Annotated in this window: 24 protein-coding genes and 8 tRNA genes; 16 read left to right on the top strand and 16 right to left on the bottom strand. The window is 48.9% G+C overall.

The features are described from left to right. Positions 1 to 15: 15 nt before the first annotated feature. Positions 16 to 2490 (bottom strand): ATP-dependent Clp protease ATP-binding subunit, encoded by a 2475-nt coding sequence (locus JOY44_RS01530; RefSeq protein ID WP_171572009.1) that lies wholly within the window; start codon positions 2488 to 2490, stop codon positions 16 to 18. Positions 2491 to 2750: 260 nt separating this feature from the next. Next, a complete protein-coding gene (gene rimI, locus JOY44_RS01525; protein WP_171572008.1) occupies positions 2751 to 3407 on the bottom strand; it encodes a ribosomal protein S18-alanine N-acetyltransferase in 657 nt (218 codons plus the stop codon). Between the two features lie 97 nt (positions 3408 to 3504). On the opposite strand from rimI, the gene lysA reads away from it, so the two are divergent. The 3 genes from lysA to JOY44_RS01510 all read left to right on the top strand — a co-directional run bounded on the left by lysA (position 3505) and on the right by JOY44_RS01510 (position 6808). Beyond that, complete coding sequence (lysA, locus tag JOY44_RS01520; protein WP_171573636.1) at positions 3505 to 4944, top strand: diaminopimelate decarboxylase; 1440 nt, start codon at positions 3505 to 3507, stop codon at positions 4942 to 4944. Positions 4945 to 5004: 60 nt separating this feature from the next. Beyond that, on the top strand, positions 5005 to 5976 hold the full coding sequence (cdaA, locus tag JOY44_RS01515) for a diadenylate cyclase CdaA (protein WP_171572007.1): 972 nt from the start codon (positions 5005 to 5007) through the stop codon (positions 5974 to 5976). Positions 5977 to 6058: 82 nt separating this feature from the next. Beyond that, positions 6059 to 6808, top strand: coding sequence for an isoprenyl transferase (locus JOY44_RS01510; RefSeq protein ID WP_171572006.1), 750 nt, complete (start codon positions 6059 to 6061; stop codon positions 6806 to 6808). A gap of 49 nt (positions 6809 to 6857) precedes the next feature. Here the strand turns inward: JOY44_RS01510 and JOY44_RS01505 are convergent, their stop codons facing one another. From JOY44_RS01505 to JOY44_RS01490, 4 genes are all read right to left on the bottom strand, one after another. Beyond that, positions 6858 to 7130: a DUF3143 domain-containing protein gene (locus JOY44_RS01505; RefSeq protein ID WP_171572005.1), complete on the bottom strand. Its 273-nt coding sequence runs from the start codon at positions 7128 to 7130 to the stop codon at positions 6858 to 6860. Between the two features lie 37 nt (positions 7131 to 7167). Further along, a complete protein-coding gene (locus tag JOY44_RS01500; RefSeq protein ID WP_197984874.1) occupies positions 7168 to 7752 on the bottom strand; it encodes a J domain-containing protein in 585 nt (194 codons plus the stop codon). A gap of 177 nt (positions 7753 to 7929) precedes the next feature. Beyond that, positions 7930 to 9288, bottom strand: coding sequence for an O-antigen ligase family protein (locus JOY44_RS01495; RefSeq protein ID WP_242541703.1), 1359 nt, complete (start codon positions 9286 to 9288; stop codon positions 7930 to 7932). Beyond that, entirely contained in the window at positions 9281 to 10114 is an 834-nt protein-coding gene (locus tag JOY44_RS01490; RefSeq protein WP_171572003.1) for a YaaW family protein, read from the bottom strand. The genes JOY44_RS01495 and JOY44_RS01490 overlap by 8 nt, the downstream gene beginning before the upstream one ends. 125 nt (positions 10115 to 10239) lie before the next feature. Between JOY44_RS01490 and map the strand changes: the two genes are divergently transcribed. From map to JOY44_RS01430, 12 genes are all read left to right on the top strand, one after another. Continuing rightward, entirely contained in the window at positions 10240 to 11019 is a 780-nt protein-coding gene (gene map / locus JOY44_RS01485) for a type I methionyl aminopeptidase (protein ID WP_171572002.1), read from the top strand. Continuing rightward, positions 11016 to 11642, top strand: a complete 627-nt coding sequence (locus JOY44_RS01480; RefSeq protein ID WP_242541702.1) for an HD domain-containing protein — start codon at positions 11016 to 11018, stop codon at positions 11640 to 11642. The genes map and JOY44_RS01480 overlap by 4 nt, the downstream gene beginning before the upstream one ends. Before the next feature lie 60 nt (positions 11643 to 11702). Then, entirely contained in the window at positions 11703 to 12929 is a 1227-nt protein-coding gene (locus JOY44_RS01475; RefSeq protein ID WP_171572001.1) for a metallophosphoesterase family protein, read from the top strand. Positions 12930 to 13027: 98 nt separating this feature from the next. Continuing rightward, entirely contained in the window at positions 13028 to 13945 is a 918-nt protein-coding gene (locus JOY44_RS01470; RefSeq protein ID WP_171572000.1) for a metallophosphoesterase family protein, read from the top strand. A gap of 63 nt (positions 13946 to 14008) precedes the next feature. Then, complete coding sequence (locus JOY44_RS01465) at positions 14009 to 14929, top strand: histone deacetylase family protein (protein WP_171571999.1); 921 nt, start codon at positions 14009 to 14011, stop codon at positions 14927 to 14929. Positions 14930 to 15089: 160 nt separating this feature from the next. Next, positions 15090 to 15863, top strand: a complete 774-nt coding sequence (gene rfbF, locus JOY44_RS01460) for a glucose-1-phosphate cytidylyltransferase (RefSeq protein WP_171571998.1) — start codon at positions 15090 to 15092, stop codon at positions 15861 to 15863. 76 nt (positions 15864 to 15939) lie between these two features. Next, positions 15940 to 17061, top strand: a complete 1122-nt coding sequence (rfbG, locus tag JOY44_RS01455) for a CDP-glucose 4,6-dehydratase (RefSeq protein ID WP_171571997.1) — start codon at positions 15940 to 15942, stop codon at positions 17059 to 17061. Positions 17062 to 17083: 22 nt separating this feature from the next. Beyond that, complete coding sequence (gene rfbC / locus JOY44_RS01450; RefSeq protein ID WP_171571996.1) at positions 17084 to 17635, top strand: dTDP-4-dehydrorhamnose 3,5-epimerase; 552 nt, start codon at positions 17084 to 17086, stop codon at positions 17633 to 17635. Then, positions 17632 to 18960, top strand: coding sequence for an NAD(P)H-dependent oxidoreductase (locus tag JOY44_RS01445; protein ID WP_171571995.1), 1329 nt, complete (start codon positions 17632 to 17634; stop codon positions 18958 to 18960). Before rfbC ends, JOY44_RS01445 begins: the two co-directional genes overlap by 4 nt. Next, positions 18950 to 19858, top strand: coding sequence for a glycosyltransferase family 2 protein (locus JOY44_RS01440; RefSeq protein ID WP_171571994.1), 909 nt, complete (start codon positions 18950 to 18952; stop codon positions 19856 to 19858). Before JOY44_RS01445 ends, JOY44_RS01440 begins: the two co-directional genes overlap by 11 nt. Before the next feature lie 110 nt (positions 19859 to 19968). Next, positions 19969 to 20262, top strand: a complete 294-nt coding sequence (locus JOY44_RS01435) for a hypothetical protein (protein WP_207211149.1) — start codon at positions 19969 to 19971, stop codon at positions 20260 to 20262. 354 nt (positions 20263 to 20616) lie between these two features. Further along, the gene (locus JOY44_RS01430) at positions 20617 to 21237 is read left to right on the top strand and encodes a DNA-3-methyladenine glycosylase (RefSeq protein ID WP_171571993.1); all 621 of its coding nucleotides are present in this window, start codon (positions 20617 to 20619) and stop codon (positions 21235 to 21237) included. Between the two features lie 30 nt (positions 21238 to 21267). On the opposite strand, the gene JOY44_RS01425 is transcribed toward JOY44_RS01430, so the two are convergent. From JOY44_RS01425 to JOY44_RS01405, 5 genes are all read right to left on the bottom strand, one after another. Further along, positions 21268 to 21993 carry a hypothetical protein gene (locus tag JOY44_RS01425; RefSeq protein ID WP_171571992.1) on the bottom strand — a complete coding sequence of 242 codons (726 nt, stop codon included), beginning with the start codon at positions 21991 to 21993 and terminating at the stop codon, positions 21268 to 21270. A 310-nt stretch (positions 21994 to 22303) separates the two neighbouring features. Continuing rightward, positions 22304 to 22453, bottom strand: a complete 150-nt coding sequence (locus JOY44_RS01420; protein WP_171571991.1) for a hypothetical protein — start codon at positions 22451 to 22453, stop codon at positions 22304 to 22306. Positions 22454 to 22481: 28 nt separating this feature from the next. Beyond that, positions 22482 to 22558, bottom strand: a tRNA-His gene (locus JOY44_RS01415). 2 nt (positions 22559 to 22560) lie between these two features. Continuing rightward, a tRNA-Ala gene (locus JOY44_RS01410) sits at positions 22561 to 22634 on the bottom strand. Positions 22635 to 23201: 567 nt separating this feature from the next. Next, positions 23202 to 23274, bottom strand: a tRNA-Arg gene (locus tag JOY44_RS01405). Between the two features lie 119 nt (positions 23275 to 23393). Here JOY44_RS01405 and JOY44_RS01400 point away from each other — a divergent pair. Beyond that, on the top strand, positions 23394 to 24467 hold the full coding sequence (locus JOY44_RS01400; protein WP_171571797.1) for an IS630 family transposase: 1074 nt from the start codon (positions 23394 to 23396) through the stop codon (positions 24465 to 24467). A gap of 76 nt (positions 24468 to 24543) precedes the next feature. Here the strand turns inward: JOY44_RS01400 and JOY44_RS01395 are convergent. The 5 genes from JOY44_RS01395 to JOY44_RS01375 form a co-directional block, all read right to left on the bottom strand. Then, positions 24544 to 24615 (bottom strand) — tRNA-Gly (locus JOY44_RS01395). Between the two features lie 3 nt (positions 24616 to 24618). Further along, positions 24619 to 24689, bottom strand: a tRNA-Gly gene (locus tag JOY44_RS01390). A gap of 21 nt (positions 24690 to 24710) precedes the next feature. Continuing rightward, positions 24711 to 24787, bottom strand: a tRNA-Thr gene (locus JOY44_RS01385). Positions 24788 to 24965: 178 nt separating this feature from the next. Next, positions 24966 to 25039 (bottom strand) — tRNA-Leu (locus JOY44_RS01380). A gap of 6 nt (positions 25040 to 25045) precedes the next feature. Continuing rightward, positions 25046 to 25120 (bottom strand) — tRNA-Lys (locus tag JOY44_RS01375). Between the last annotated feature and the right edge of the window lie 48 nt (positions 25121 to 25168).

Raw genomic sequence — 25168 nt, 5'->3', positions numbered from 1 at the left:
AGCTAGACTGAAAAACTACTCAACCGCTTGGGGCAAGAGTTCGCGCTGTTCACCCATAAGGACTCTTACTTGTCCTTCCTCATCTACATCCATGATGGCGGTATGACCGTCTTTAATGCGGCCCGAAAGGATTTCTTCTGCAAGGGAATCTTCCAGGAGGCGCATGATGGCACGACGCAATGGACGCGCACCGTATGCGGGATTATAGCCTTCCTTGACCAATCGATCCTTGAACTTTTCAGTGACTTCTAAGGTAATGCCTTGCTCTTGCAATCGGTTGAAGATGTCTTTGAGCATGATGTCGGCAATTTCCTTGATCTCTTCTTCCTTCAACTGACGGAAGACGATGATTTCATCCAAACGGTTCAAGAACTCTGGGCGGAAATACTGCTTCAGTTCTTCATTGACCAAAGAGCGAATGCGGTTGTATTGAGATTCAGCCACATCACCTGTAGAGAATTCAAAGCCCAAGCCGCCGCCACCTTTTTCAATGACCTTGGAGCCAATGTTAGAAGTCATGATCAAGAGCGTGTTCTTGAAATCTACTGTGCGTCCTTTGGCATCGGTCAGACGACCATCTTCCAAGATTTGCAGCAGCATGTTGAAGACATCAGGGTGAGCCTTCTCAATTTCGTCAAACAGCACTACCGTATAAGGACGACGACGTACCGCTTCTGTTAGCTGACCGCCTTCGTTATAGCCGACATACCCTGGAGGCGATCCGATCAGTTTAGAGACAGTATGGCGCTCCATATATTCCGACATATCCAGGCGGATCATCGCTTCTTCGGCTCCGAAGAAGTAGGTCGCTAATGCCTTCGTTAACTCAGTTTTACCAACCCCAGTTGGTCCAGAGAAGATAAAGCTAGCGATCGGTCGGTTAGGATTCTTCAAACCGACACGGGCACGCCGGATGGCGCGAGACACCGCTTTGACAGCTTCTTCTTGACCAATCAAGCGCTGGTGCAGTGTGTCTTCCATGTGCAGAAGCTTTTCGGATTCTGATTCCGTTAGCTTGTTGACTGGAACACCCGTCCAAGAAGCCACAATTTGAGCGATATCTTCTTCGCCAACGACGGGCATTTCACCGCCTTCGCCCGCCGATTCAGCTTTCTTGGTTTGAGCGATCGCTCGGATTTCGGCTTTGATCTCCATTTCGCGATCACGCAGTTGACCAGCCTTATCAAAGTTCTGAGAACGGACTGCATCATCCTTATCTTTTAAGACTTGGCGCAGTTCCTTATCTAGCTCTTTCGCAGCAGGAGGCAACTGAGAGTTCATCAGTCGGACGCGAGAGCCTGCTTCATCAACTAAGTCAATGGCTTTATCGGGCAGGAATCGATCCGAAATATAGCGGTCTGATAGTTTAGCTGCTGCTTCGAGAGCTAAGTCAGAAATTTTGAGCTTGTGGTGCTGCTCGTAGCGTTCTCGTAAACCTCGGAGAATCTCAATGGTTTCGTCCACCGAGGGTTCGCCCACCATAACGGGCTGGAAGCGCCGCTCTAGCGCCGCATCTCGCTCAATGTGTTTGCGGTATTCATCCAGAGTGGTGGCACCGATACATTGCAGTTCACCCCGCGCCAAAGCTGGCTTAAGGATGTTTGCTGCATCGATCGCGCCTTCCGCTGCCCCTGCACCAATGAGGGTGTGAACTTCATCAATCACCAGGATGACGTTTCCGGCGGAGCGGATCTCATCCATGATTTTCTTCAGTCGTTCTTCAAATTCGCCGCGGTACTTTGTTCCAGCGACCAACAAGCCGATGTCTAGGGTAACAACGCGCTTATCTTCAAGAATATCGGGGATATCATCATTAGCGATACGCTGGGCTAGTCCTTCGGCGATCGCAGTTTTACCTACTCCAGGTTCACCGATCAACACTGGGTTATTTTTAGTCCGGCGACCCAAGATTTGGATCACCCGCTCAATTTCTTTTTGGCGACCTACTACTGGATCAAGCTTTCCTTCTGCGGCAAGCTGAGTTAGGTTAGAACCAAACTCATCCAGGGTTGGAGTTTTGGTGCGCCCTTGAGAACCACCGGAGGTGACCTCCGCAGTTTCCCCTAACATCCGAATGACTTGAGTGCGTACCTTCGACAGGTCAACACCCAAATTCTCTAGTACTCTGGCAGCAACCCCTTCTCCTTCCCGAATCAAACCTAGGAGAAGATGCTCTGTCCCAATGTAGTTATGCCCAAGTTGGCGAGCTTCTTCTAGTGATAGCTCTAGAACCCGTTTCGCTCTGGGAGTGAAAGGAATTTCTACAGCAACAAAACCCGAGCCTCGGCCAATAATCTTTTCAACTTCTATCCGAGCGTCTTTAAGATTGACACCCATAGATTTCAGTACTTTGGCGGCAACGCCGGTCCCTTCTCCAATCAGACCTAGGAGGATCTGCTCTGTACCCACAAAATTATGCCCCAGGCGGCGCGCTTCCTCCTGGGCAAGCATGATCACTTTGATGGCTTTTTCTGTGAAGCGTTCAAACATGGTTTAATTCCTGTGTCGCCTGCTGCATTGCCGGGTAGAGTTGATTCTAACACAGGGAAATAGCTCGTCTGTTTATCTCAAACAGACGAAAACATACGTGATTCCCGTACCTACGACAAAAAACTGCGCTTCAGAACGAAAACAAAACTTGAAATATTGCCACAGTTGAAAATTCTTAACTGAAGAGATAGTAAAAGTCAAGAAAGAACTAATCTTAGTGCGTGCGGAAGCCAGGGTGCTGGGTTCAGGGTACGGCTTTCTTAAATACTATTTCCTGCCTCTTGATTTTTAGCTTCTAACTCTTGTAACTGCCAACCCGATCGCCCCAAGCGATCGCTGGCTGCTAGCTGCCAATTTGCCAAGGTTTGTGGAAAGTGAGGGTGATGCAGTCCGCCTCGCCACAGCACCAGTGCATCTTCCCCTGTTTCTGCGTAATAGCGCTTGCGCCGTCCTGCGGTTTGAAAGCCAAAGTTTTCATATAGCGCGATCGCCGCTTGGTTGGACACTCGTACTTCTAGCGTTGCCCGTTCTAATCCGCGATTGTGGGCAGCCTTTAATAAACAGTAAAGCAATGCCTGCCCTAACCCTTGTCGTTGATAGTCGAGATCAACCGCTAATAAGGTAATGTGGGCTTCTTCTAAAATTGCCCAAGAGCAGCCGATGGCAAGAAGGGCAGGAGAATGCGGAGTGTCGAGTGTGGAGTGTCGAGTATTGCCTTCACCCTTCGCCCTTTGCCCTTTGCTTTTTTCTTCCTCTGTTTTTTCGCTTCTTTGCAATACGAGTAGGTCGCTGTTTGGACTATGAATTTCTCGCTGGTAGCCGTCCAAGTTCCACAATCCACCCAAACAACGGCGATCGAGATCGACGGCAGCGGTCAGATCTTGAGGGGTAAGAGCTTTCACTTGCAGACTACGCACAAAAGTTAATCGATTGAGGATATCATTGGCAGTCGATTGTAAACTGATATAGTTAACAATTCTCGCTTACTTGCTATTTAGGACTCTCGATCGCGCAATGGTATCGACTCACCGCACTGAAACCCAATCTGGTCGTCGCTATTTGTCAGATTCTAGTACTTCGCTTTCGCCGAATCAGCAAGTGTTTCCGCTAACTGCTTGTGTAAACCAGGCAGATCATCTAGAAGTGGGAGGCTGTGATGTCAGCGATTTACTGCAACAATTTGGCTCTCCTCTCTATATATTAGATGAGCAAACTTTGAGGACTGCTTGTCAGCAGTATCGAGATTCGTTTGTAAAATATTATCCCGGTGAGTCGCAGGTGATCTATGCATCGAAAGCATGGAATTGTTTAGCAGTCTGCGCGATCGTGGCATCCGAAGGTTTGGGAATCGATGTTGTCTCCGGCGGGGAACTCTACACAGCCCTCCAGGCAGGCGTTGATTCGACCAAGCTATACTTTCACGGCAATAACAAATCGCGGGATGAGCTGGAATTTGCTGCGGAATCGGGTTGCACGATTGTTGTAGACAACTGGCTAGAGCTAAAAACCCTAGCAGAAATCTCTAGTGAAAGGCATTCAAGTTCTTCCGCACTCCGCACTCCGCACTCCGTACTTCCAATCCAAGTGATGATTCGGCTCACGCCAGGTATTGAGTGCCATACCCACGACTATATTCGTACAGGCAGTATTGACAGCAAATTTGGCTTTGATCCAAACCAATTGGATCAGGTCTTTCAATTTTTGAGTCAGCATTCAGAGTTATCTTGCATTGGGCTACATGCCCACATCGGCTCACAGATTTTTGAACTAGAACCACACCATGATTTAGCGGCGGTGATGGTGCAGTGGTTGCTCAAAGCAACTCACCACGGTTTACCGATTGAAATTTTGAATATTGGCGGTGGTTTGGGCATTTGCTATACCGAATCCGATGATCCCCCCAGCATTGAAGCCTGGGTGAAAACGGTGTCGGAGGCGATCGCCCAAGCCTGCGATGCCCATCAGGTGCCTTATCCTAAGCTGATTTCAGAACCGGGGCGATCGTTGATTGGCTCTGCCTGCGTTACTGCCTACACCATAGGTGGACAAAAAGTGATTCCTAACGTCCGTACCTATTGGTCAGTAGATGGCGGTATGTCTGACAATCCTCGCCCGATTACCTATCAATCTGTTTATCGGGCAGTGATTGCCAATCAGATGTCTGCACCATTAACAGAAACTATTACCATCGCCGGAAAGCACTGCGAATCGGGGGACGTGTTGATTAAAGATGCCAAATTAGCAACAGCATCACCGGGAGATGCCCTCGTCATTCCCGCGACGGGAGCTTACAATTACAGCATGTCATCCAACTACAATCGCATTCCTCGTCCAGCAGCAGTACTGGTCAATAGTGGCGAAGCAAATTTGATCTTGCAGCGCGAAACCTATGACGACCTGATCCGTCAGGATTGTTTGCCAGAACGGTTAAGACAGAGAGCGATCGAGTCTTAAGTTTGAGTCTCACTATGTAGCACGGCATGACCTTAAACGGCGTAGGGTTCAACCAGATCAATGGGAGATTTGTGGAAGCAATGGCTGGCGGGTCCTGGTTGGACACAACCCTTATGCTTTTTAGCCTTCCAAAACCTGCTCACTAGATTTTTGCCTGAAAATATTGCCGAAGCGGTTTGGTCGCTAGTGGATGTTGGGTTGGTCATCACCCTGACTTACATGATGCTAGTTATCATTGGAGAGCGGCGGACTCTTTGGATGGTACGGGGATTTATTATCCTGATGCTGGCGACTGCCGTTAGTACACGTTTAGAGCTAAGGCTACTTAATTTTGTGTTGAGTAATCTGGTGGTTGGTTCCGCTGTGGCCATGGCATTTATTCTTCAATCGGAGTTTCGTCGATTCTTAGAGCAGTTGGGTCGAGGTCAGCTTTTACAGCTAATTCAGCCTTATCAGCGTAGTGCTTACAAGTCTACCGATACCGTGGATGAAATAGTTGATGCGGTAAAAGAACTATCTCAGAATCGCACAGGCGCATTGATGATCATTGAAACGGCCAGTCCTATCGATGAACGTGACTTTTCGGTGCCAGGAGTTCGCCTCAATGCAGAAGTTTCAAAGGAGCTTTTACAAACAATTTTTCAGACAAGCACACTGTTGCATGATGGATCAGTGCTAATTCGCGATACGCGTGTTGTGGCAGCAGGTGTAATTTTGCCTTTGTCTGAGCGAACTGCTTCTCGTCAGTTAGGCACTCGGCATCGGGCAGCCATGGGAATTACAGAACGTGTCGAAAACTGCATTTGTGTGGTTGTATCTGAAGAAACAGGCTCTATTTCTCTGGCAGAGCGGGGAATTCTAAATCGTCCTTTGACGAGCAGTAAACTAAAGGAGCTTTTGGATGCGCGCTTATCTCAGTCCGTTGACCGCGAAGCAGTTGCACCTAATTTGCAAACCATTGGTCGCCAATTGGCTGCTAATTCATGGTCGTTGATGAAACAAGTAATACCGTGGCGTAAACATAAAAAATAGATAAAGACGAGACAATCAACGCACCTAAATTTTCTAGCCTGCGGTTCACTGGACTTAGGGCACAATTGAATCTGGAGAAACCATGACTGCACACTCAGTTGCCTTGCAAAAGCTGCCTACTGACCTTCTACAAGACCGTTTGCCAAGACATGTTGCTGTGATTATGGATGGCAATGGTCGTTGGGCAAAGCAGCGCGGAATGCCTAGGATTCGGGGACACCAACGGGGGGCTGATGTCTTAAAGGAATTGCTTCGCTGTTGTAAAGATTGGGGTATTCAGGCACTCACGGTCTACTCTTTTTCGACTGAAAATTGGGGACGACCGTTGGAGGAAGTTGAATTCTTAATGATGTTGTATGAACGGGTGCTGCGACGAGAACTGGACGAATTAATTCGTGCAGATGTCAGAATCCGGTTTGCAGGAGATTTGAGTGTATTGCCTGAGATTCTCCGTAATCGGATTGACCAGGCTGTGCTGGCGACCCAAAATAATCAGGGAATTCAGTTTACCGTTGCGAAAAACTATGGTGGACGGCAGGAGATTGTTCAGGCCTGTCGGGCGATCGCTCAAAAAGTTCAGCAAGGATTAATTGACCCAGCTCAAATTGACGAAGCCCAATTTGAGCGCCATCTCTATACTGCGGGCATCTGTGACCCGGATTTGTTGATTCGCACTAGCGGTGAAATGCGGCTTAGCAACTTCTTGCTTTGGCAGATGGCCTACAGCGAAATTTACGTCACGGATACCCTGTGGCCTGACTTTGATCGCACTCAATTTCATCAAGCACTACGTGACTATCAACAGCGCGAACGCCGATTTGGGAAGTTATGAGTTTGGACCGGGAGCTTTGAGTTTACAGCGCGTCTTCACTCGCCACCGGTCAGGGTCCTGCGAAGATGGCGGCTTCAATGTCGTGGCGACTAAGAGAGTATTTAAATGATCGCTGCACGGCGCGATCGCCTTCTCCAAAATCAAAGTAGCGCACACTAAGCTGATCAACATCCAGCCACAATTCCGCCTTCCAGCCTGCCCGTTCAATATGCCAACAGTGCAAATCCTCACGGTCTTGCTGGCAATCCTGAGTTTCTAACCATTGTTCAATATCAGGAAGAGGATGATTGTAAAGGGGCGTATCTGCGGAAGGAAGTGGCATGGAAGAACTGTTTCTCACTGAACTTGATTAATAAAGGTTAAGGCTGTTTTGGCAGAGCGTAGTCAATTCCACCTTTAGCCGGGATAAACGGTTGAGTGATCACTGGCTGAGCCGAGGGCGTAGGTTGAGCAGTAATCGGTTGAATAAGGGTATCTCCACGGGTTAGCCCGATCACGATCGCCAGACAGAGACAACCCACAAACGTTAATCCCAAGATGAACAGTGCAAACAGTTCACCGGGTGACAGGGGACGATCGGTTGCATCGATGTAGGCAGAGGAAGACACAGACTGATTTTGAGCCGACGACTGGTGCAGGCTGGGTGCAGGTTGCACAACCGAAACGGAAGAATACCCAACTTTGAGATTGTAAGCGTTGCGTCGTTCTTCACTCGTTAGCGTGGCATAGGCTTCATTCAACTGCTGAAATTTAGCAATAGCGATCGCAGGTGGCAACGTAGTTGTATCGGGGTGATACAGCTTACTCAACTCACGATAAGCTTGCCGAATTTCCTTAACGGATGCCGATGGATGTATTTTCAGCAGGGCATAGTGAGTAGTGGCAACCACTTTTTGGTATGAACTGCCACTGCCACCTGTTGAATTGGATCGATCCTGCGCCACGAACGCCCTACTAGCTAAAGGTTTAGGTGTGAAAAAACAACTTCTGACTATTGTAACTGGCAAACAAGAACTGAAGGTGCGATTAGAGATTAGCAATTGAGCCGCTCAAAAATTTCCTGACGGCAACCTATGCGTTGGCAAAGCCAGTCAAAAGGACTTACAAAACTTGCCGCTGCCCTACACTTCACTGGTCGTCTTTTCGGCGTTTGCTATTCCCCAAATGCCAATGAGTAACATCCAGCCCATGATGTTAACGCGGGCATCAAACAGAGTGACATCAAATAGGCTGAAGATAGCAATGCTGCAAAAGGCGACGAGGAAGCTGAAGTAAATCAGGCGATCGCTCGTCTCATGTTGCCCCGATTCCTTTAATTGGTCTGGAAATACCCGCCAATATTGAATTCCTTGGGCGACGACCCAACCGACCAAGCCCAAAAATAGGATGGTTGTTGGAATACCCACTTCCGCCAGCAGCATCAGCGGTAAGTTATGAGGATGACCCAAGATAAAGCCTGTTTGAGCTTGGTAGAGCGGGGTGAAGTTTCGCAATCCCCAGCCTAATCCTGGGCGCTGTTGCATGAGTGACCAGGCAAACTCCCACTGAGTTGTGCGGAGGGTGGGAACGGGACGATTGGGATAAAGCTCATCGGTCACCCGTGCCCAAAAGAAGGTAGGAATAATGGTTCGTAACGGCTGTTGTAGGGATGTGGGGCCAAAAGCCGCTGCTAAAATTGCACCCACGACCAACCCCACCCCTGCAATCAGCCAACGCCAACCGACGTAAATCGAAAAAGCGAGGCAAGCACCTGCCGCGATCGCCCAAGCGTTGCGCGAATTGGTCAAAATCAGCGCTCCCACATTCAGCAGTAGCAGGCCCACCCAAGCCGCAGTTTCCTGATTCCAAACGCTGATACCCAACCGCCGACTGCGCCGAATCGCCTCAATCCAAAAGCCCAAGCCCAAACCGAACGTCATCACCAAGTAGCTCGCCAGCACGTTTGCATAGGTCAGCACCGCAGACATTCGACCGGGCGGAGTGCCTTTCAAGTCATACTGCCAGTCGATCACAATCCATAGCACTTGAATATGTAGAAATTGCTGATAGCCCAACCAGCACATCAGCATTTGAAAATAGCCAATTAAGCAGACCAGCACAGATGGAACCACTAGCACCCACCCCAAGCGGCGGAGTTGAGCAGGTGTTTGGATCAGCGGACTCAAACCTGCAAAGCAAAAAAGGTAGGGCACAAAATTAAACAAGCCCAAAAAGGCATCTCCACGGTGTTGGGCAACTGCTGCGCTTAACACCATTAATACCGCAAGCAGAGAAAACCCTTGGTTGATTCGGGATGTCATGATTTGGCTGAATCGCTGTCGCCAGATTGCGATCGCGGCTACTATCATGCCCACACACCCAAACAACGCACTGAACGGCAGCACTAACAAACCGCCTTGCACCAGCATCCAAGCAAATCGCATGGATGGATCGGGATGCACCTGAAAGGAAGGAAGTTTTTTGAGCCGGTGCCTAAGCAAGTTCAAAGCACTCTGTACGGGTTAAGCGAATTTGGGCAAGGGCGTAAATAGTAGGAATCACTCGTCCGTAATTAGTGGAGACTGATCGCCAACCTAAATCTGCAAAAAAGTACATCCATAATGCGGGACCTAAACAGGCAAACACTCCCCGCATGGTGGCATATCGCGTGGCGCTCAATGCCATTCCTTGCCGCGCCGTTTGCAGTGCTACATTTTGCAGTTGGGCGGCGATCGCCCCACTTAATGCGGCAGCTTGTGCCACTTGATAGCGGGCGACATAAACCGCAAACTGTTTAGCAATCAACTGCATCAACATGGGGCGCAATACGGACGTAACCGCAATCGCCGTGCTACCTTTAACCACCAAACTCATCGGATCTTGCTGTGCAGTTAATGGCAATTGCGGTAACAGTTGCGACTTGGTTAGGGAGTGTTTAAGCTGGATAGTAAACTCCCCTTTTTCTGTCACAGGTAACTGTTTCCATGCCCGTCCCAGTAGCCCTAAAAAAACTTCTGCCTCTAAGTCCACTGTAGACATCGACATTTTGTAGGGCAAACGCATATGGCGACAGACCTGAATTAAGATTTGTCGATAGCTAAGTTGGCTAGTCTTTTGACTAATCACCGTCAGCCCATCCGCTGCTAGATAGCGGAACCGATCCTCCAGCGCGTCTAGCCAGCCATCGCGATCGCGGCTTTGAATATCTAGTGGGTCTGTTTTCCTGAGATAATCCAATGGATTGAACCTGGGGCGAAAGAGAATCTCTGTCAAATCCTGCAATTCTTCATCTGTTGCCAACTCTAACGCCGTCCTAAGCTCATCCACTTCGATACCTCACCTTTGGCGGGAACACCTTGCTTGCAATATTCTACTAAATGCCGCCTTAGTCTGTTTTGATAGTTTCCGCCAAACTTCAGCAAGAATGAACTTTTCCCGATAAAATAAATTTCATGGCACGCGAACTTATCACCCTTTTATCTAGTCGAGAAATTGACAAAATGCGCCGCGCAGGGCATTTGGCAGGTCAACTCTTGCATCATCTCAGCGCTTTTGTCAAACCGGGCGTTAGCACCCTGGAATTAAACGACGAAGCAGAACGCTGGACCCAAGCACATGGAGCCAAAAGCGCTCCCCTTGGCTATAAAGGCTTTCCCAAATCAATTTGCACCAGCGTGAATGAAGTGGTTTGCCACGGAATTCCCAATGAAAAGGAAATTCTTAAGGAAGGCGACATCATAAATATTGATGTGACGCTGATTGTGGATGGCTATCATGGCGACACCTCCAAAATGTTTTTTGTGGGCGAACCTGCTCCCGTCGCGAAAAAGCTAGTGGAGGTAACCAATGAATGCCGTCGGCTGGGCATTGCAGCGGTGAAACCCAATGCCAGGGTTGGCGATATTGGTGCGGTGATTCAGGAATATGCTGAAGCCCAGGGCTTTTCAGTGGTGCAGGATTTTGTTGGGCATGGAATTAGCAATGTGTTTCACACGGCTCCTCAAATTCCTCACTATGGCGATCGCGGCAAAGGATTGCGATTGCGTCCCGGCATGGTGTTCACCATTGAACCCATGATCAACGAAGGTACTTGGGAAGTTGATCTAGATCCTGATGATGGCTGGACTGCCTACACTCTTGATCGCAAGCTTTCTGCTCAAGCTGAACACACGATCGCAGTGGTAGAAGACGGCGTAGAAATCCTCACGCCCTATCCTGGCGAAGACATGTGAACGATCTGCCCAGGACTAACACAGCGCGGCTTGCGCAGCAAATTCAGTTTGTGATTGAGCTAGACAAACTCAAAACTGTGCTGCGGCAAACCTGGCTAACCGATGCATCCCGTCGAGAAAACAGCGCAGAACATTCCTGGCACATTGCCCTCATGGCGATTGTGTTAGCAGAATATTCCCCGATGCCTGTAGATGTGCTACGGGTGATCAAAATGCTGCTGGTGCATGATCTGGTGGAGATTGATGCAGGCGATACCTTCTGTTATGACACGCAGCACAACGCTAGCAAGAGTGATCGCGAAACTCAAGCCGCTGATCGCCTATTTGGCTTATTGCCAGCGGATCAGGCAGCAGACTTGCGATCGCTGTGGGAAGAATTTGAAGCTCAGCAAACTCCCGATGCTTTGTTTGCTTGCTCTCTCGATCGTCTGCAACCCTTGCTGAATAATCAGCAAACTCAAGGTGGCACCTGGAAAGCCAACGGCATTACCCGCGATCGCGTCCTCCAGCGCATGGCTCCGATTTCGGCAGGTGCGCCTGAATTGTGGGAATTTGTCCAGCAGCTATTGAATGATTGCGTAACGGCTGGCTACTTGCAGCCAGAACCGATGAATATGAACTAAGAACGTAACCAACGACTCGCTTATGCGGTATGGTATGCGTGGAATTTCTGGTGTGCCGTGATGCGTTGGCGATTCGTAAAACGATCCCTCCGGGAATCGCTCTTCTCTCTTTTGTTTGCTGCTGTGCTTGGGCTTGGGCTAACCGTAAGCCTCCACGCGTGTCAGGCTCAAACTCCTCAAGCTCCGTCTAATGCAACAACGGTTTCGCAGTCTGTGGCACCTGCCGCAATCTCGATTCCGCCGGAGACAATGGCGATCGCGGCAAGTGCTGGTGCCAAAGGCTTGTTCAATCCTCCCCGTGGCGATGTCCGATTTGTCGTGATCAGTGACTTAAATGACTACTATGGCGCGACAACCTATCCCCAAGAAGTGGATAAAGGCGTAAAGCTAATTCCATTTTGGAATCCAGACATGGTGCTGTGCAGCGGTGACATGGTTGCCGGACAAGACCCCACTCTCACAGATACTCGCCTACGGGAAATGTGGGCAGCCTTTGACAAACAGGTTGCCGCACCGATTCGCCAAATGAAGCTGCCTTATGGCTTCACCGTGGGCAATCACGATTCATCCAGCGCATTGGGAGTTTCTGGCAAGTTTTTGTTTGAGCGAGAGCGGAATGCCACCGCTGAGTATTGGAACGATCCGGCGCACAATCCCGGCGTAGCTTTCATCGATAAATTTGAATTCCCTTTTTACTACACCTACGAATTCAAGGACATTTTCTTTTTAGTCTGGGATGGCTCTTCCAGCAACATTCCTAAGGAAAAGCTAGCTTGGGTTGAAAAAGCGTTGGCTAGTGAAAAAGCCCAGTCTGCCAAGATGCGAATTTTGCTGGGGCATTTGCCGCTTTATTCGGTTGCCGTGGGTCGCAATCAGGCAGGAGACGTGATGGATAATGCCGAGCAACTTCGAGCCATGCTGGAAAAGTACAAAGTGCACACTTACATCAGCGGACATCACCACACCTACTACCCAGCCCATCGCGGCAAGATGCAGTTTTTGCACATGGGCATTTTGGGATCAGGACCTCGCCCTTTCATAGATGGCACGCAGCCTCCTCGTAAAGCCATCACCATTGTGGATGTGAAGTTTGACTCACCCGACTTGACCACCTACACCACCTACGACATTCAAACTTTGCAGGTGATTGAAAACAAGGAACTGCCGCGCTATGTGGCGGGCATGAATGGATTGCTACTGCGGCGCGATGTGGAATGGAGTCAACTGACCGCAGAGGAACGTGCCACCTGTGAGAATCGTTTAGGTGCGTCTTTATGTAAGGCTTAAAGATCTGAGCAGGTTTTTGTCGCGATCGCGCTTTGCAGGGTGCTTTCGTCAGTGTTACGCTGCAATTTCATTCATTATTAGGAAATTGAAAGGCTGATATGCAACGACGCAATCTTCTAATTTTGGGTGGAGCAGCAGCGGCAGTTGGGCTAGGGAAAGCTGCTTTGAGTTCGATTAATACTGTGCCCTCACCTAAACTGAATGACTCCAGCGGAGCGATCGCGTCAGTGCCAGCCAATCGCAACCAGCCATTGCTTCGTTTTGTTGCAACCGCAGATACGGGCAGCAGCAACGCAGATCAAGCCGCAGTTGCCACCGCAATGACCCGCTACTACCAGCAAAACCCTTATAGGCTAGTGGTTTTGGCAGGCGACAACATTTATACCAATGGAGAAATGGGCAAGATTGGCAGCGCCTTCGAGCAGCCTTATCGAGACTTGCTCAAAAATGGTGTGGTTTTTCGCGCCTGTCTTGGCAATCACGACATCCGTAGCGACAATGGCGATCGCCAAGTGCAATATCCTGGTTTTCATATGCCTGGACGCTACTATACATTTCGAGATAAAGCCGTGCAGTTTTTTGTGCTGGATACAAACGTAAACGCAGATTGGCGTGCTCAGCAGCCGTGGCTTGAAAAAGAACTGAGCCGCAGTACTGCTCCTTGGAAAATTGTGTATGGACATCACCCCATTTATTCCTCTGGAGTCTATGGCAGCAGTCAAGGATTCATTGAAAGTTTGAGTCCGGTGTTCAAAAAATATGGCGTTCAGCTTTATATTAATGGGCATGAACATAGCTATGAACGCACTCGACCCATTGATGGCACGACTTATTTAATTACCGGAAACGGCGGTGCCCATTTGCGTCCGGTAGGGCGATCGCCTTGGACAGAGTATTCTGTCTCTCGATATGGGTTCACAGCGTTTGAGGTATTTAAAGATCGCATTAACATTCAGGCGATCGCCACCAACCATCAAGTCTTTGACCAGGGAACAATTCCGTTGAAAGCTGCATAAAAGGCAACTCCAAGTGGAACTGCTCACCAACTGCTATGCTCTTTACAAAATGCCCCAATTCCGATGCTGCCAGTTATTTATTCCGACGAATTTTTGCTGCATGAAACGGGCTACTTCCACCCCGAAAAGCCAGACCGTCTGACTGCGATCAAAAAAGTGCTCTTGGCAGCTCCTTGGGCAAATCAGTTGGATTGGCAAATTCCGACCCCGATCGCACTTCGTCCAATCATGGCAGATATTGAACGAGTGCACACATCGCACTACATCAGCACTGTGCAGCAATTAGCCGATCAAGGCGGGGGATATTTAGATGCCGATACTCCTGTGTCGTCCCAGAGTTATGAGGTTGCTCTGTTAGCGGTTAGCGCATGGCGAGATGGCATCGATCAAGTCATCAAAACCAAAAATCCAGCGTTTGTGTTAGCCCGTCCGCCAGGTCATCACGCTCTCAGCGATCGCGGTATGGGTTTCTGCCTGTTTTCCAACGCAGCGATCGCGGCATTTTATGCGTTGCAGCAACCCGGCACTGATCGCGTTGCAATTCTGGATTGGGATGTGCATCACGGGAATGGTACCCAGGCGATCGTCGAAACTCATTCCAACATTGCCTATTGCTCTTTGCATGAATCGCCTCAATATCCCGGCACTGGAGCCGCTGATGACCGTGGAGTCTCTAACAACGTCCTAAACATTCCACTGCAATCGGGCAGCGCTATCGCTCAATATCAATCAGCATTTGAGCAACAAATCATCCCGTTTTTCACCCACTTTCAACCTGACTTACTCATCATTAGCGCGGGTTATGACGCGAATCAAGCTGATCCACTTGCCGGAATTTGCCTGAGGCCTGAAGACTACAGTATTTTTACTCAACACTGTTTACAAATCACTCGCAACATTCTCTTTGGTTTAGAAGGCGGATATGACCTAGATGCATTAGCTCAATCCGTTGCGGCAACTCTTCAACCCTGTTTAGGCAACTGATTTTATTTCCGGCTTGAAACAGACGCTTCGCTCAATTCTTTCTGATTTTTTTACAATTACCTGCGTTACCCCGTCATTGCTTTATGGACATGCCTAAGTACGGCAACTAGGATTGAGTAGGTGTGTCAAGTTCACCTACAAGTCGTAAAGGTATCAACTTATGAAAGCAGTCATCCTAGCTGGTGGATTGGGTACCCGTTTGAGTGAGGAAACATCCATCAAACCAAAGCCAATGGTTGAAGTAGGTGGGCAGCCAATTTTATGGCACATCATGAAAATTTATGCTGCTCATGGCATCAATGACTTCATTATTTGCTGTGGCTACAAAGGATACGTAATTAAAGAGTTTTTTGCCAATTACTTTCTTCGCATGTCTGATGTCACTTTTGACATGAGATTTAACCAAATGAATATTCATGCAGGTAAAGCGGAACCTTGGCGAGTCACTCTGGTAGATACGGGCGAAGCTACCTTAACGGGTGGACGGTTGAAGCGTGTTCGCGAACACGTTGGCAATGAAACATTCTGTTTTACCTATGGTGATGGCGTTAGCAACATCAACATTACAGAGTTAATCAAGTTTCATCAAGAACAAAAAACTCTCGCAACGCTAACTGCTGTTCAACCTCCCGGTCGCTTTGGCGCGATCGCCCTGGCTGAAGGGCAAAATCAGATTGCCGCTTTCCATGAGAAACCCGGTGGAGACGGAGCCTACATCAACGGAGGGTACTTTGTTCTAGAGCCGGAAGTGATCGACTATATCGCCGACGATTTTACGACTTGGGAGCAAGAGCCGCTACAGAAATTGGCTCACCTCGGTCAACTCTCGGCTTTCAAACATGATGGGTTTTGGCAACCGATGGATACTTTAAAGGACAGAACCGACCTAGAACGCTACTGGCAAAATGGCACAGCCCCTTGGAAAGTTTGGTGATATTCACAGATTTACTTACTTGCATAAAAATCCATTTGTTTACATACAGATTCGTTTACCCGCATAAGGACTGTTAATGGAATTTTGGTATAACAAAAAGGTCTTGATTACCGGGCACACTGGCTTCAAAGGTAGTTGGCTTTCCCTGTGGTTGAAACGCTTGGGTGCCACTGTCATTGGGTACTCATTACCTGCCCCTACTCAACATAGCCTGTTCGAGGTTGCCAAAATTGAGCCACAACTCACCAGCGTGATTGGCGACATTCGGGATCTGGCAAAGCTACAGGCGGTGATGACAGAGCATCAGCCAGACATTGTGTTCCATATGGCAGCCCAGCCATTGGTACGCTACTCCTACCAGAATCCGGTAGAAACTTACGCCACCAACGTGATGGGTACTGTGAACCTTTTGGAAGCAGTCCGTCATACCGAAAGTGTACGCGTAGTGGTCGTGATCACGACTGATAAGTGTTACGAGAACCGAGAATGGGTTTGGGGCTATCGAGAAGATGAACCGATGGGCGGACATGATCCCTATTCCAGCAGCAAAGGCTGTGCAGAACTGGTTACCGAAGCCTATCGATCTTCGTTTTTTATGCCGCATCCAGAGACTCTTTCTCAGCCTGCCGCGATCGCCAGTGTGCGTGCAGGCAATGTAATTGGTGGTGGCGACTGGGCAAGCGATCGCCTAATCCCTGACATCATGCGGGCAATCCAGGCACAACAGCCTGTGCAAATCCGCAATCCTCACGCCATTCGTCCCTGGCAGCATGTTTTGGAACCCCTCAGCGGCTATATGCTGCTGGCAGAGCGTCTCTGGCAGGCCGGAGCTACCTATGCGGAGGGCTGGAACTTTGGTCCCAATGATGAGGATGTCAAACCCGTCTCTTGGATTGTGGAATATTTGACCCAGCGTTGGGGCGAGGGCGCAACTTGGCAACTGGATGCTGGCGATCATCCCCATGAAGCAACCTATTTAAAACTCGATTGCTCCAAAGCAAAAGCTAGGCTGGGCTGGTATCCTCGTCTATCCTTGGGAACAACCCTGGAATGGATCGTGGAGTTCTATCAGGCCTATCGTCACCAAGAAGACATGAAAACAATCGTGGAAACGCAAATTCTTCGCTATCAAGCGTTGCAATTAAATCCGGCTGCCCCTATCGCTGCAATGCCGTCCCTTTCCACCAGTTCACCGTAATCATGCATGACTTGGAGTATCTATGATTTTCACTGAAACTGCTTTGCAGGGAGCTTTTATCATTGATCTCGATCGCAAATCGGACGATCGCGGCTACTTCGCCCGGATGTTTTGCGGCAACGAGTTTGAACAGCATGGCTTGAAACCCACCATTGCCCAATGTAACCTTTCGTTTAACCATCAGCGGGGCACCTTGCGGGGAATGCATTATCAGATTCCACCTGCCACGGAAACAAAACTCGTTCGCTGCATTCGGGGCGCAATTTATGATGTCATTATTGATCTACGTCCTGACTCTCCCAGCTATCTTCAGCATGTGGGCGTGGAACTGACTCCCGAAAATGGGCGATCGCTCTATGTTCCCGAACTGTTTGCCCATGGCTACCAAACCCTGACCGATGACACTGAAGTGATGTATGCAGTCAGCGAGTTTTATACGCCCAATTGTGAACGGGGTGCCCGATACAACGATCCTGCCTTTGGGATTGAGTGGCGCTTGCCCATTACAACGATCTCGGAAAAAGATGCTACTTGGGCATTATACGAACCTGTCGCGATTGGAGTTCCGTCATGATTATTGTCGATACAGCGCTGAAAGCACGGGCTGAAGCAGGAAACCCCGTCAAAGTGGGCATGGTCGGGTCTGGGTTTATGGGCTGGGGGATTGCAAACCAAATTATCAACTCGGTTCCTGGTATGGAATTGGTGGCAGTGGCGAGTCGACATTTAAGCAATGCCAAACGCGCCTACGATGAGGCTGGCGTTGAAACGGTGCGGCAAGTGAAGACGGTGGCAGAACTGGAGGACGCGATCGCCCAAGGAACCGCCGCCATCACTGAAGATGCCCTATTGCTCTGTCAAGCAGACGGGATTGATGCGCTGATTGAGGTGACGGGTACGATTGATTTTGCGGCAAAAGTCGTTTTAGAAGCGATCGCCCACGGCAAGCATATTGTGTTAATGAACGCAGAATTGGATGGCACCATTGGCGCGATTTTAAAAACATACGCTGACAAAGCAGGTGTGATTCTCTCTGGCTGCGATGGCGATCAACCAGGTGTAGAGATGAACCTCTATCGCTATGTCAAGAGCATCGGCATGACTCCCTTGCTCTGCGGCAACATCAAAGGCTTGCAAGATACCTATCGTAATCCGACAACCCAGGAGGGATTCGCTAAAAAATGGGGGCAAAAACCCCATATGGTCACCAGTTTTGCCGATGGCACTAAAATCTCCTTTGAGCAGGCGATCGTTGCTAATGCTACCGGCATGACCATTGCTAAGCGAGGCATGTTGGGCTATGACTTCACAGATCATGTGGATCAGATGACCCACTTGTATGATGTCGATCAACTGAAAGCTTTAGGAGGCATTGTGGATTATGTGGTGGGCGCAAAACCCGGTCCCGGTGTGTTTGTCTTTGCCACTCAAGACGACCCAAAACATTGCCATTACCTTAACTACTACAAGTTAGGTGAAGGTCCGCTTTACAGCTTTTACACACCCTATCACCTTTGCCATTTTGAAGTGCCGCTATCGGTGGCACGGGTCGTTCTATTTAAAGATGCGGTGCTGGCTCCATTAGGTGCGCCCAGAGTGGAAGTAGTGGCGACTGCCAAAACTGATTTGAAAGTGGGTGAAACGATCGACTGCATTGGTGGATACATGACCTATGGACAATGCGAAACTGCTCAAGTTACCCAAGCGCAAAATTTATTTCCAATTGGATTGGCAGAGGGGTGTCGTCTGAAGCGCGCTGTTGCTAAGGATCAGATCCTCACCTACGAAGATGTACAACTGCCAGAAAATCGCTTGTGCGATCGCCTCCGGGCTGAACAAAATGCCTACTTTGCTCAAGCGCGTGAACTTAATTATTGTTTAACTCATAATGAAGCTTAGTGTCATCCTGCCTTGTTTTAACGGTGCCAAAACGATCGCGATTCAACTAGAAGCACTGACCCATCAATCTTGGGATAGTGAGTGGGAAGTTGTTGTTGTCAATAATGGTTCAACCGACACCTCAATGGAGATTGTGGAACGATATCGAGATCGTTTGCCTAATTTGCAAATTGTCAATGCTTATCAGCCAAACACCCCCAGGCGAGGCGTGACTCATTCCTACGCCGTGGGCTGGCAAACGGCAACAGGAGACGCCTTTTTATTGTGTGAGGCGGATGATGAAGTAGGGGAAGGCTGGCTTTTAACGTTAGGCAACGCACTCAAGGCTCATCCGTTTGTCGCTGCTGCTATCGACTACACTAAACTAAACCCTGACTGGCTCGTTAGCGATGGCTGGCAGCAACAGTCGGCACAAGCAGGGCTATCTACTATTTCGCCACCGCTCTATTTACCTTATGCCAGTGGGTGCAGCTTGGGCTTGCGGAGATCAGTCTATGAGGCGATCGGCAACCCCGATGAAACCTGCACTGCCAGTTGGGATACGGATTATTGCTGGCGAGCCAATTTGGCTGGAATTCCAATTCAGTTTGTGCCAAATGCCATAATTCACTATCGTCTGCGTACTGAACTGGGAGACCGCTACCGCCAAGGAAAGAACTGGGGACTGGCACATGTGGTGTTAGATCAAAAATATGGCTCATCTATCACCCGGCTGAGGGTGTTTAAACACTATGGGCGCAGCATGTTGAAGCTATTTAAACAACTTTTAAGTCTGTTTCCCCACCTTACCAGACGTAAAGGGTTTACCCAATGGATTTGGGGCTTCGGCTGGTGTGTTGGCGATTTGCAAGGCGGACGACATTTATGGGCAAACGTATTTAAGGGATCTAAGGGTTAACGCTCTATCAACCAGATCGGTCGAGACTTCGGCGTGAGCGCTTAGTCGAACACCGGAGTATCGACCTCCATCCGTTAAGGGTTGATATGAAATTTGAGGGTAGACTGACTGTGGGGATAAAGCGTTCACCTGGCCACCAGCTTTGCCGATGGTACCAAAAGATTTCCTTTGAGCAGGCGATCGCGGCAAACGCAACCGGAATGACAATCGCTCAACGCGGCATGTTGGGCTATGACTTCAGACTGCACAAAGACGAGCTAGTTGAGAAATGTAACCTCAATTACACTGGGCACGTCAATGATCTGGCCAAGCTTTATGACGTTGAACAACTAAAAGAATTAGGTGGCATCGTCGATTACATCATTGTGGTCAAACCAGGCCCTGGCGCATTTAAGGCTTTGTAATTTCCATGTAAATTGACGATGGAATAAAACAAAACTTTATGGAATTTGCTAAACACTTGCTTCTTGCTCACTTGGTGAGACATGAAAAAGCGTGATTTATATGGGGATGACATTTTTTGTAAGTGGAAGTGTTGCTGTTGTACTCGCTAAACTGTTCAAAATTTGCTTAATTGAGTTTGAGGATTAGAAGAAGCAGTAGACATCAATAAAATCTGGTCTTTAAAAATAGCCTGATTGTAGGATAGGAAATTAATGCCATCCGGCTGAAGAAACCAGCGAGCCTCAAATGCTACTCTTTGCTTCCTAGTGCACCCCGCGCAGCGATCGATTGATTCAGTTACTCATAAGCCCATCGTGGAATTATTTGATTCACCGCCTTATATCGATGCTCAGTGGCTAAGCCGCGACTCAACCTTAGTGGCACCTGACCTGATTGGATGTACGTTGGTTCGGAAAATGCCGGATGGAACACTTTTGCGTGGGTTAATTGTTGAGACGGAAGCGTATGGTCCAAATGATCCGGCGATGCATGCCTATCGTCGCTCCACCACTCGCAATCAGGTCATGTTTGGTGAGCCTGGTATAACCTACGTGTATTTAATCTACGGTATGTACCATTGCATTAATGTGGTTACAGACCAAGTAAATATTCCCAGTGCTGTTTTGATCAGGGCGCTTCAGTTAGAAACTATGCCCGCCTGGATTGATCCTCCGCAGCAACTTAAACCCCACCGAGTTGCAGCGGGTCCAGGAAAACTTTGCCGCGCTTTCAAAATTGACTTGACTTTGAACGGAACTCCTCTCCAGTTTGGTCAAGCTTTATGGTTAGAGCATCGTCAGTTTCAGTTGCAGCAGCAGTTAGCGGATGGCAATCTATCTTTAATTCAAACTACTCGCATTGGCTTGACTAAGGGAACAGATTTTCTATGGCGCTGGTATTTATCCAACTGTTCAGCCGTTTCTCGTAAAGGATAGACTCTCTCGATTAGTGCAAGAGCGAAGAATTTAGATTGTAGGAAACCGACTTAAAATAAATCGGATCTCCTTCTTATTGCACTGCCGCTTGTGGCTGGCATAGGCTCTCCGCCCCTGCACACGCACTGCCGATAGGCTGGAGATTTGACCCAAAATATCAACAACATATTCGGTAGACAGCGGTGGAAAATCGGTAAAAGTGACGAGATACCAAATCTCATTCAGCTTGTGATATTGATGATAAACATCAATAACTACTACATCTGTTGGAGGGGTAGGCGACTTTTCCTTACGATTGATTCGCTGAACTGCACACAGAATTCCAGTTTTAGGATCGACGTAGAACTGATCTCGATAGGCGCGATCAAGTCGTGTTCTTCCGCCCCATTGAGATTGACCGTAGAGAATATCATCAATCCACTCAACGTGCAGCACCACATAGTCCTTCACATGGTCAAGCACATGTCGTCCTGCCATGGTGTTGCTGTCGAGTTGCTGGCACAGCTTACTGTGAACAGTGTTCCACGGTTGCCCAACGTGCGATCGCAAAAACCGCCGCAATGGTCCAAGATGATCCGAAAGATATTTGGTTTTCTTTCTCGGTTTGATCAGATAGGAATTGAATAACCCGTCTTCAGCAGCATCCTGGGTGAGTTGATTCAACTGCTTCTTAAAACCTTTTAGCTTCTTCAAACTTGTCCTTCTGCCGCCACGGGGACGCTCGATTACAATTTCGCTCAAACGATGTTCGCTCATATTTTGATTCCAAAATTATTAGGGGCGATCGCGTTGTTTTCAGAACCGGAGCAAACCTCATTGAACTCACCTCTAGCTATGGGATATTAAAAGCCTCTCTGGTAGGAGTTGAACCTATATAGCCGACGTTCGTAGCATCAGCACCAGATCCGCTGGCAGAAAGACAATGGAGAGGACGGGAATCGAACCCGCATTGATCGACGGTAACTTTTAGGAAACGCGCTTCCTTACTACCCGTAGGCAAATGGGAACTTCCCCCATCTCGGACTATTAATTCCTTTCAGTGCCTCTGCAACCCGTTACCAGAGTTTTATCTCCCGATCGTCCTTGTGAGAACCGTTCCTTTAGTTTCTACGGCTGCCATTCCATTTAGGCGACCTCCCCAAAATTCCACTGACGTGGAAGTCCACCAGGCAGGTACTGCCCCTGCTACGACTGCGTTATCGGCACAGCGCGTCACTATATCCGCCTCTGGTGGAAACTTGATTTGGAGTGACTGACGAGACTCAAACTCGCTAACACTGGTTTCACAGACCAGCACCTCGATCGCTTCGGTTTCAGCCACAGTGGATCCGGTGGGATTTGAACCCACAGCCTCCTGTGTGCAAGACAGGCGCTCTCCCAGTTAGAGCTACGAACCCATAAATGGATCTGGTCGGAGTTGAACCGACACCTTCCCTGTGAGAGTTACACTCACTCCTCGTGCAAGTTGAAAAAGCTGTGGTAACACACGCGGGATTTGAACCCGCATCAGTCGCTTTACAGGCGGTGCTCATCCATTGAGCTAGTATGTAGGCTTTTTCCGTTTGGGCACGAGTGACATCCGGGCGCTCTGCCCCTAGAGCTACAGACCCATAGTTAAAAGAGAAAAGAGAAAAAGGGTTTTCCTAATTCTTATGTTGTGTGTTGTGAGATCGCGGCGAGCGTGCAAGTTTCTAGAGCAATGCGTTTTCTCAGCTACCACAGGGACTCCGCCGATGAGTTGTTACACACTCTTTAAAGGATGGCTACTTTTAAGCCTACCTATCGGGTTCTTTGCACTCCTGGTTCGCAAACGCCCACTGCATGGCAGTGTTACTGTTCCTCTCGTACTTGTATGTAGGCTCTTAGGGTTGGGGCACGGCGAGCGATCGCACAGTAGAAAAAACATCAATTAAACTCATTCATTAAGCTAGAAAACAGCCTCCTTGAAGAACCATAAATTACAACACCTCCACCAGGACTCGAACCTGGAACGAACACTTTAGAAGAGTGTGGCTCTTTCCATTGAGCTATGGAGGTAAGTCACCCCAGTAGGATTTGTAGCTCGCTTCTGCGAAGCAGTACCTACAGCCCTCTGGTTGTAATACGGAATTGAGTAGGGGAGTATCATTTAGCAAGATGAAAAAGGTACTCTGTCCATGCCTCGACCCCGCACTCAAATTAGCCCTCATCTAGACTACGCAGATCTAACTCAGCGGTATGTTCAGTGCCAAGATGCTGGCGAGAAAAACCGTTGGTTGGTGATTCGATTGCTCAGTCATCCAAAGACTCCGATGAGCATCGAACAAACCGCTGAGATTTGTGGACTCAGTTGTAGTGGAGTGCGGAAAATTGCCCGTCGCTACAACGCCGAGGGTGCGGTCGGACTAGTCAATCGGCAACGCTTGAACCCTGGGGGCAATCGGTTGGCTTTAAGTGATGAACAGCAACGGCTATTGCGGCAACGCTTACAGAGTGCCCCGGATGATGGCGGACTCTGGAGTGGACCGAAAGTTGGGGAGTATATCGAAACCTACTTTGGCATTTGCTTACACCCCTCAACAGCCTGGAAGTATCTACGACGTTTGGGGTTGAGCTTGCAGGTGCCGCGTCCGGTGCATCATCAAAGCGCAACCCTTGAGCAGCAAGCAGAGTTCAAAGCAGGATTAGCAGGTCATGTGGCGTGGTTGCGCTCGTTGTTTCCCAATCGGGAGATTGTAATTTGGGCGGAAGACGAAGCTCGATTAGGCTTGCAACCCATTGTCAGGCGGGTTTGGGCACCCATAGGAGAACGCCCATCAGCGCATCATTCTCGCCGCTATCAATGGGTCTACACCTATGGTTTTGTCCATCCTGCCACTGGAGCGAGCTACTTCCTTTTATTGCCCCGTGCCAATGTCTCCATGATGCAGATGGCGTTAGAGCTATTTGCGGCTCAGGTCAATCCCCATCGTCAGCAGTTGATCATTCTATTGGTTGATCAGGCCGCGTGGCATATGAGCCAAAAACTTCAGGTGCCCCCCGGCATTTTCTTCTACCCGCTATTGCCCTATACCCTCCAACTGCAACCCACTGAATGTGTCTGGTCTTTGCTGCGCGAAGCAATCGCTAATCAAGTGTTTGACAATCTTGATGCTTTAGAGGATGTCTTAGTCAAGCGGTGCCAATGGTTGATGCAGCATCCTGTGATAGTTCAAGGCAAAGTGGGCTTTGATTGGATTCAAGCAATTTAATCTGGTCAAAAAGTACTGCCTTCCGCAATTCCGTATAAGACAGATGCTCCACCAAATTGAGCAACAGGGCGACAAGAGCGAATGATGGGATTTGAACCCATGCGCTGAGTGTGGCGCACTCAGATGCTAGCCACTACATCACATCCGCATAAGCGATCGACGAGACTCGAACTCGTACCGTGAATTTGGAAAACTCTGATGCTGCCGTTACACCACGATCGCATTTTTCCTTCTTTTTTATAGTGGGGCTGGAGACAGGAATTGAACCTGCAACCATCTGATTACAAGTCAGACGCTCTACCAGATTGAGCTACACCAGCACAGCACAAGCAGACGATGAGATTTGTAGATTGCTTCCCGAAGAGCACTCAGATTCAGGACATACCCAATCCTGATATTGACTACACCACATCTGCATTTGGTCACGGAGGGGGGCGTTGCACCCACCTGATGTGCAGCTTATGAGACTGCCGAGCCACTCTTGCTCCATCTCCGCAGTGCCCCTGACAGGAGTCGAACCTGCAAGACTTCCGGTTTAAGCGGAATATGTCTGCCAATTCCATCACAAGGGCAAGGTTTGGTGGGCGCTACAGGGGTCGAACCTGTATCAGCCTGATTAAGAGTCAGGAGCATAACCGTTCTGCCAAACGCCCATATTTTCTGATTAACCAAGGGTTGAATTTGCTTATCAACCCTTGGTT

It is taken from the genome of Leptolyngbya sp. Cla-17 (genome assembly GCF_016807185.1).
Taxonomy (GTDB): Bacteria; Cyanobacteriota; Cyanobacteriia; order Leptolyngbyales; family Leptolyngbyaceae; genus ULC077BIN1.
This window is presented reverse-complemented; position numbering and strand designations above follow the sequence as displayed.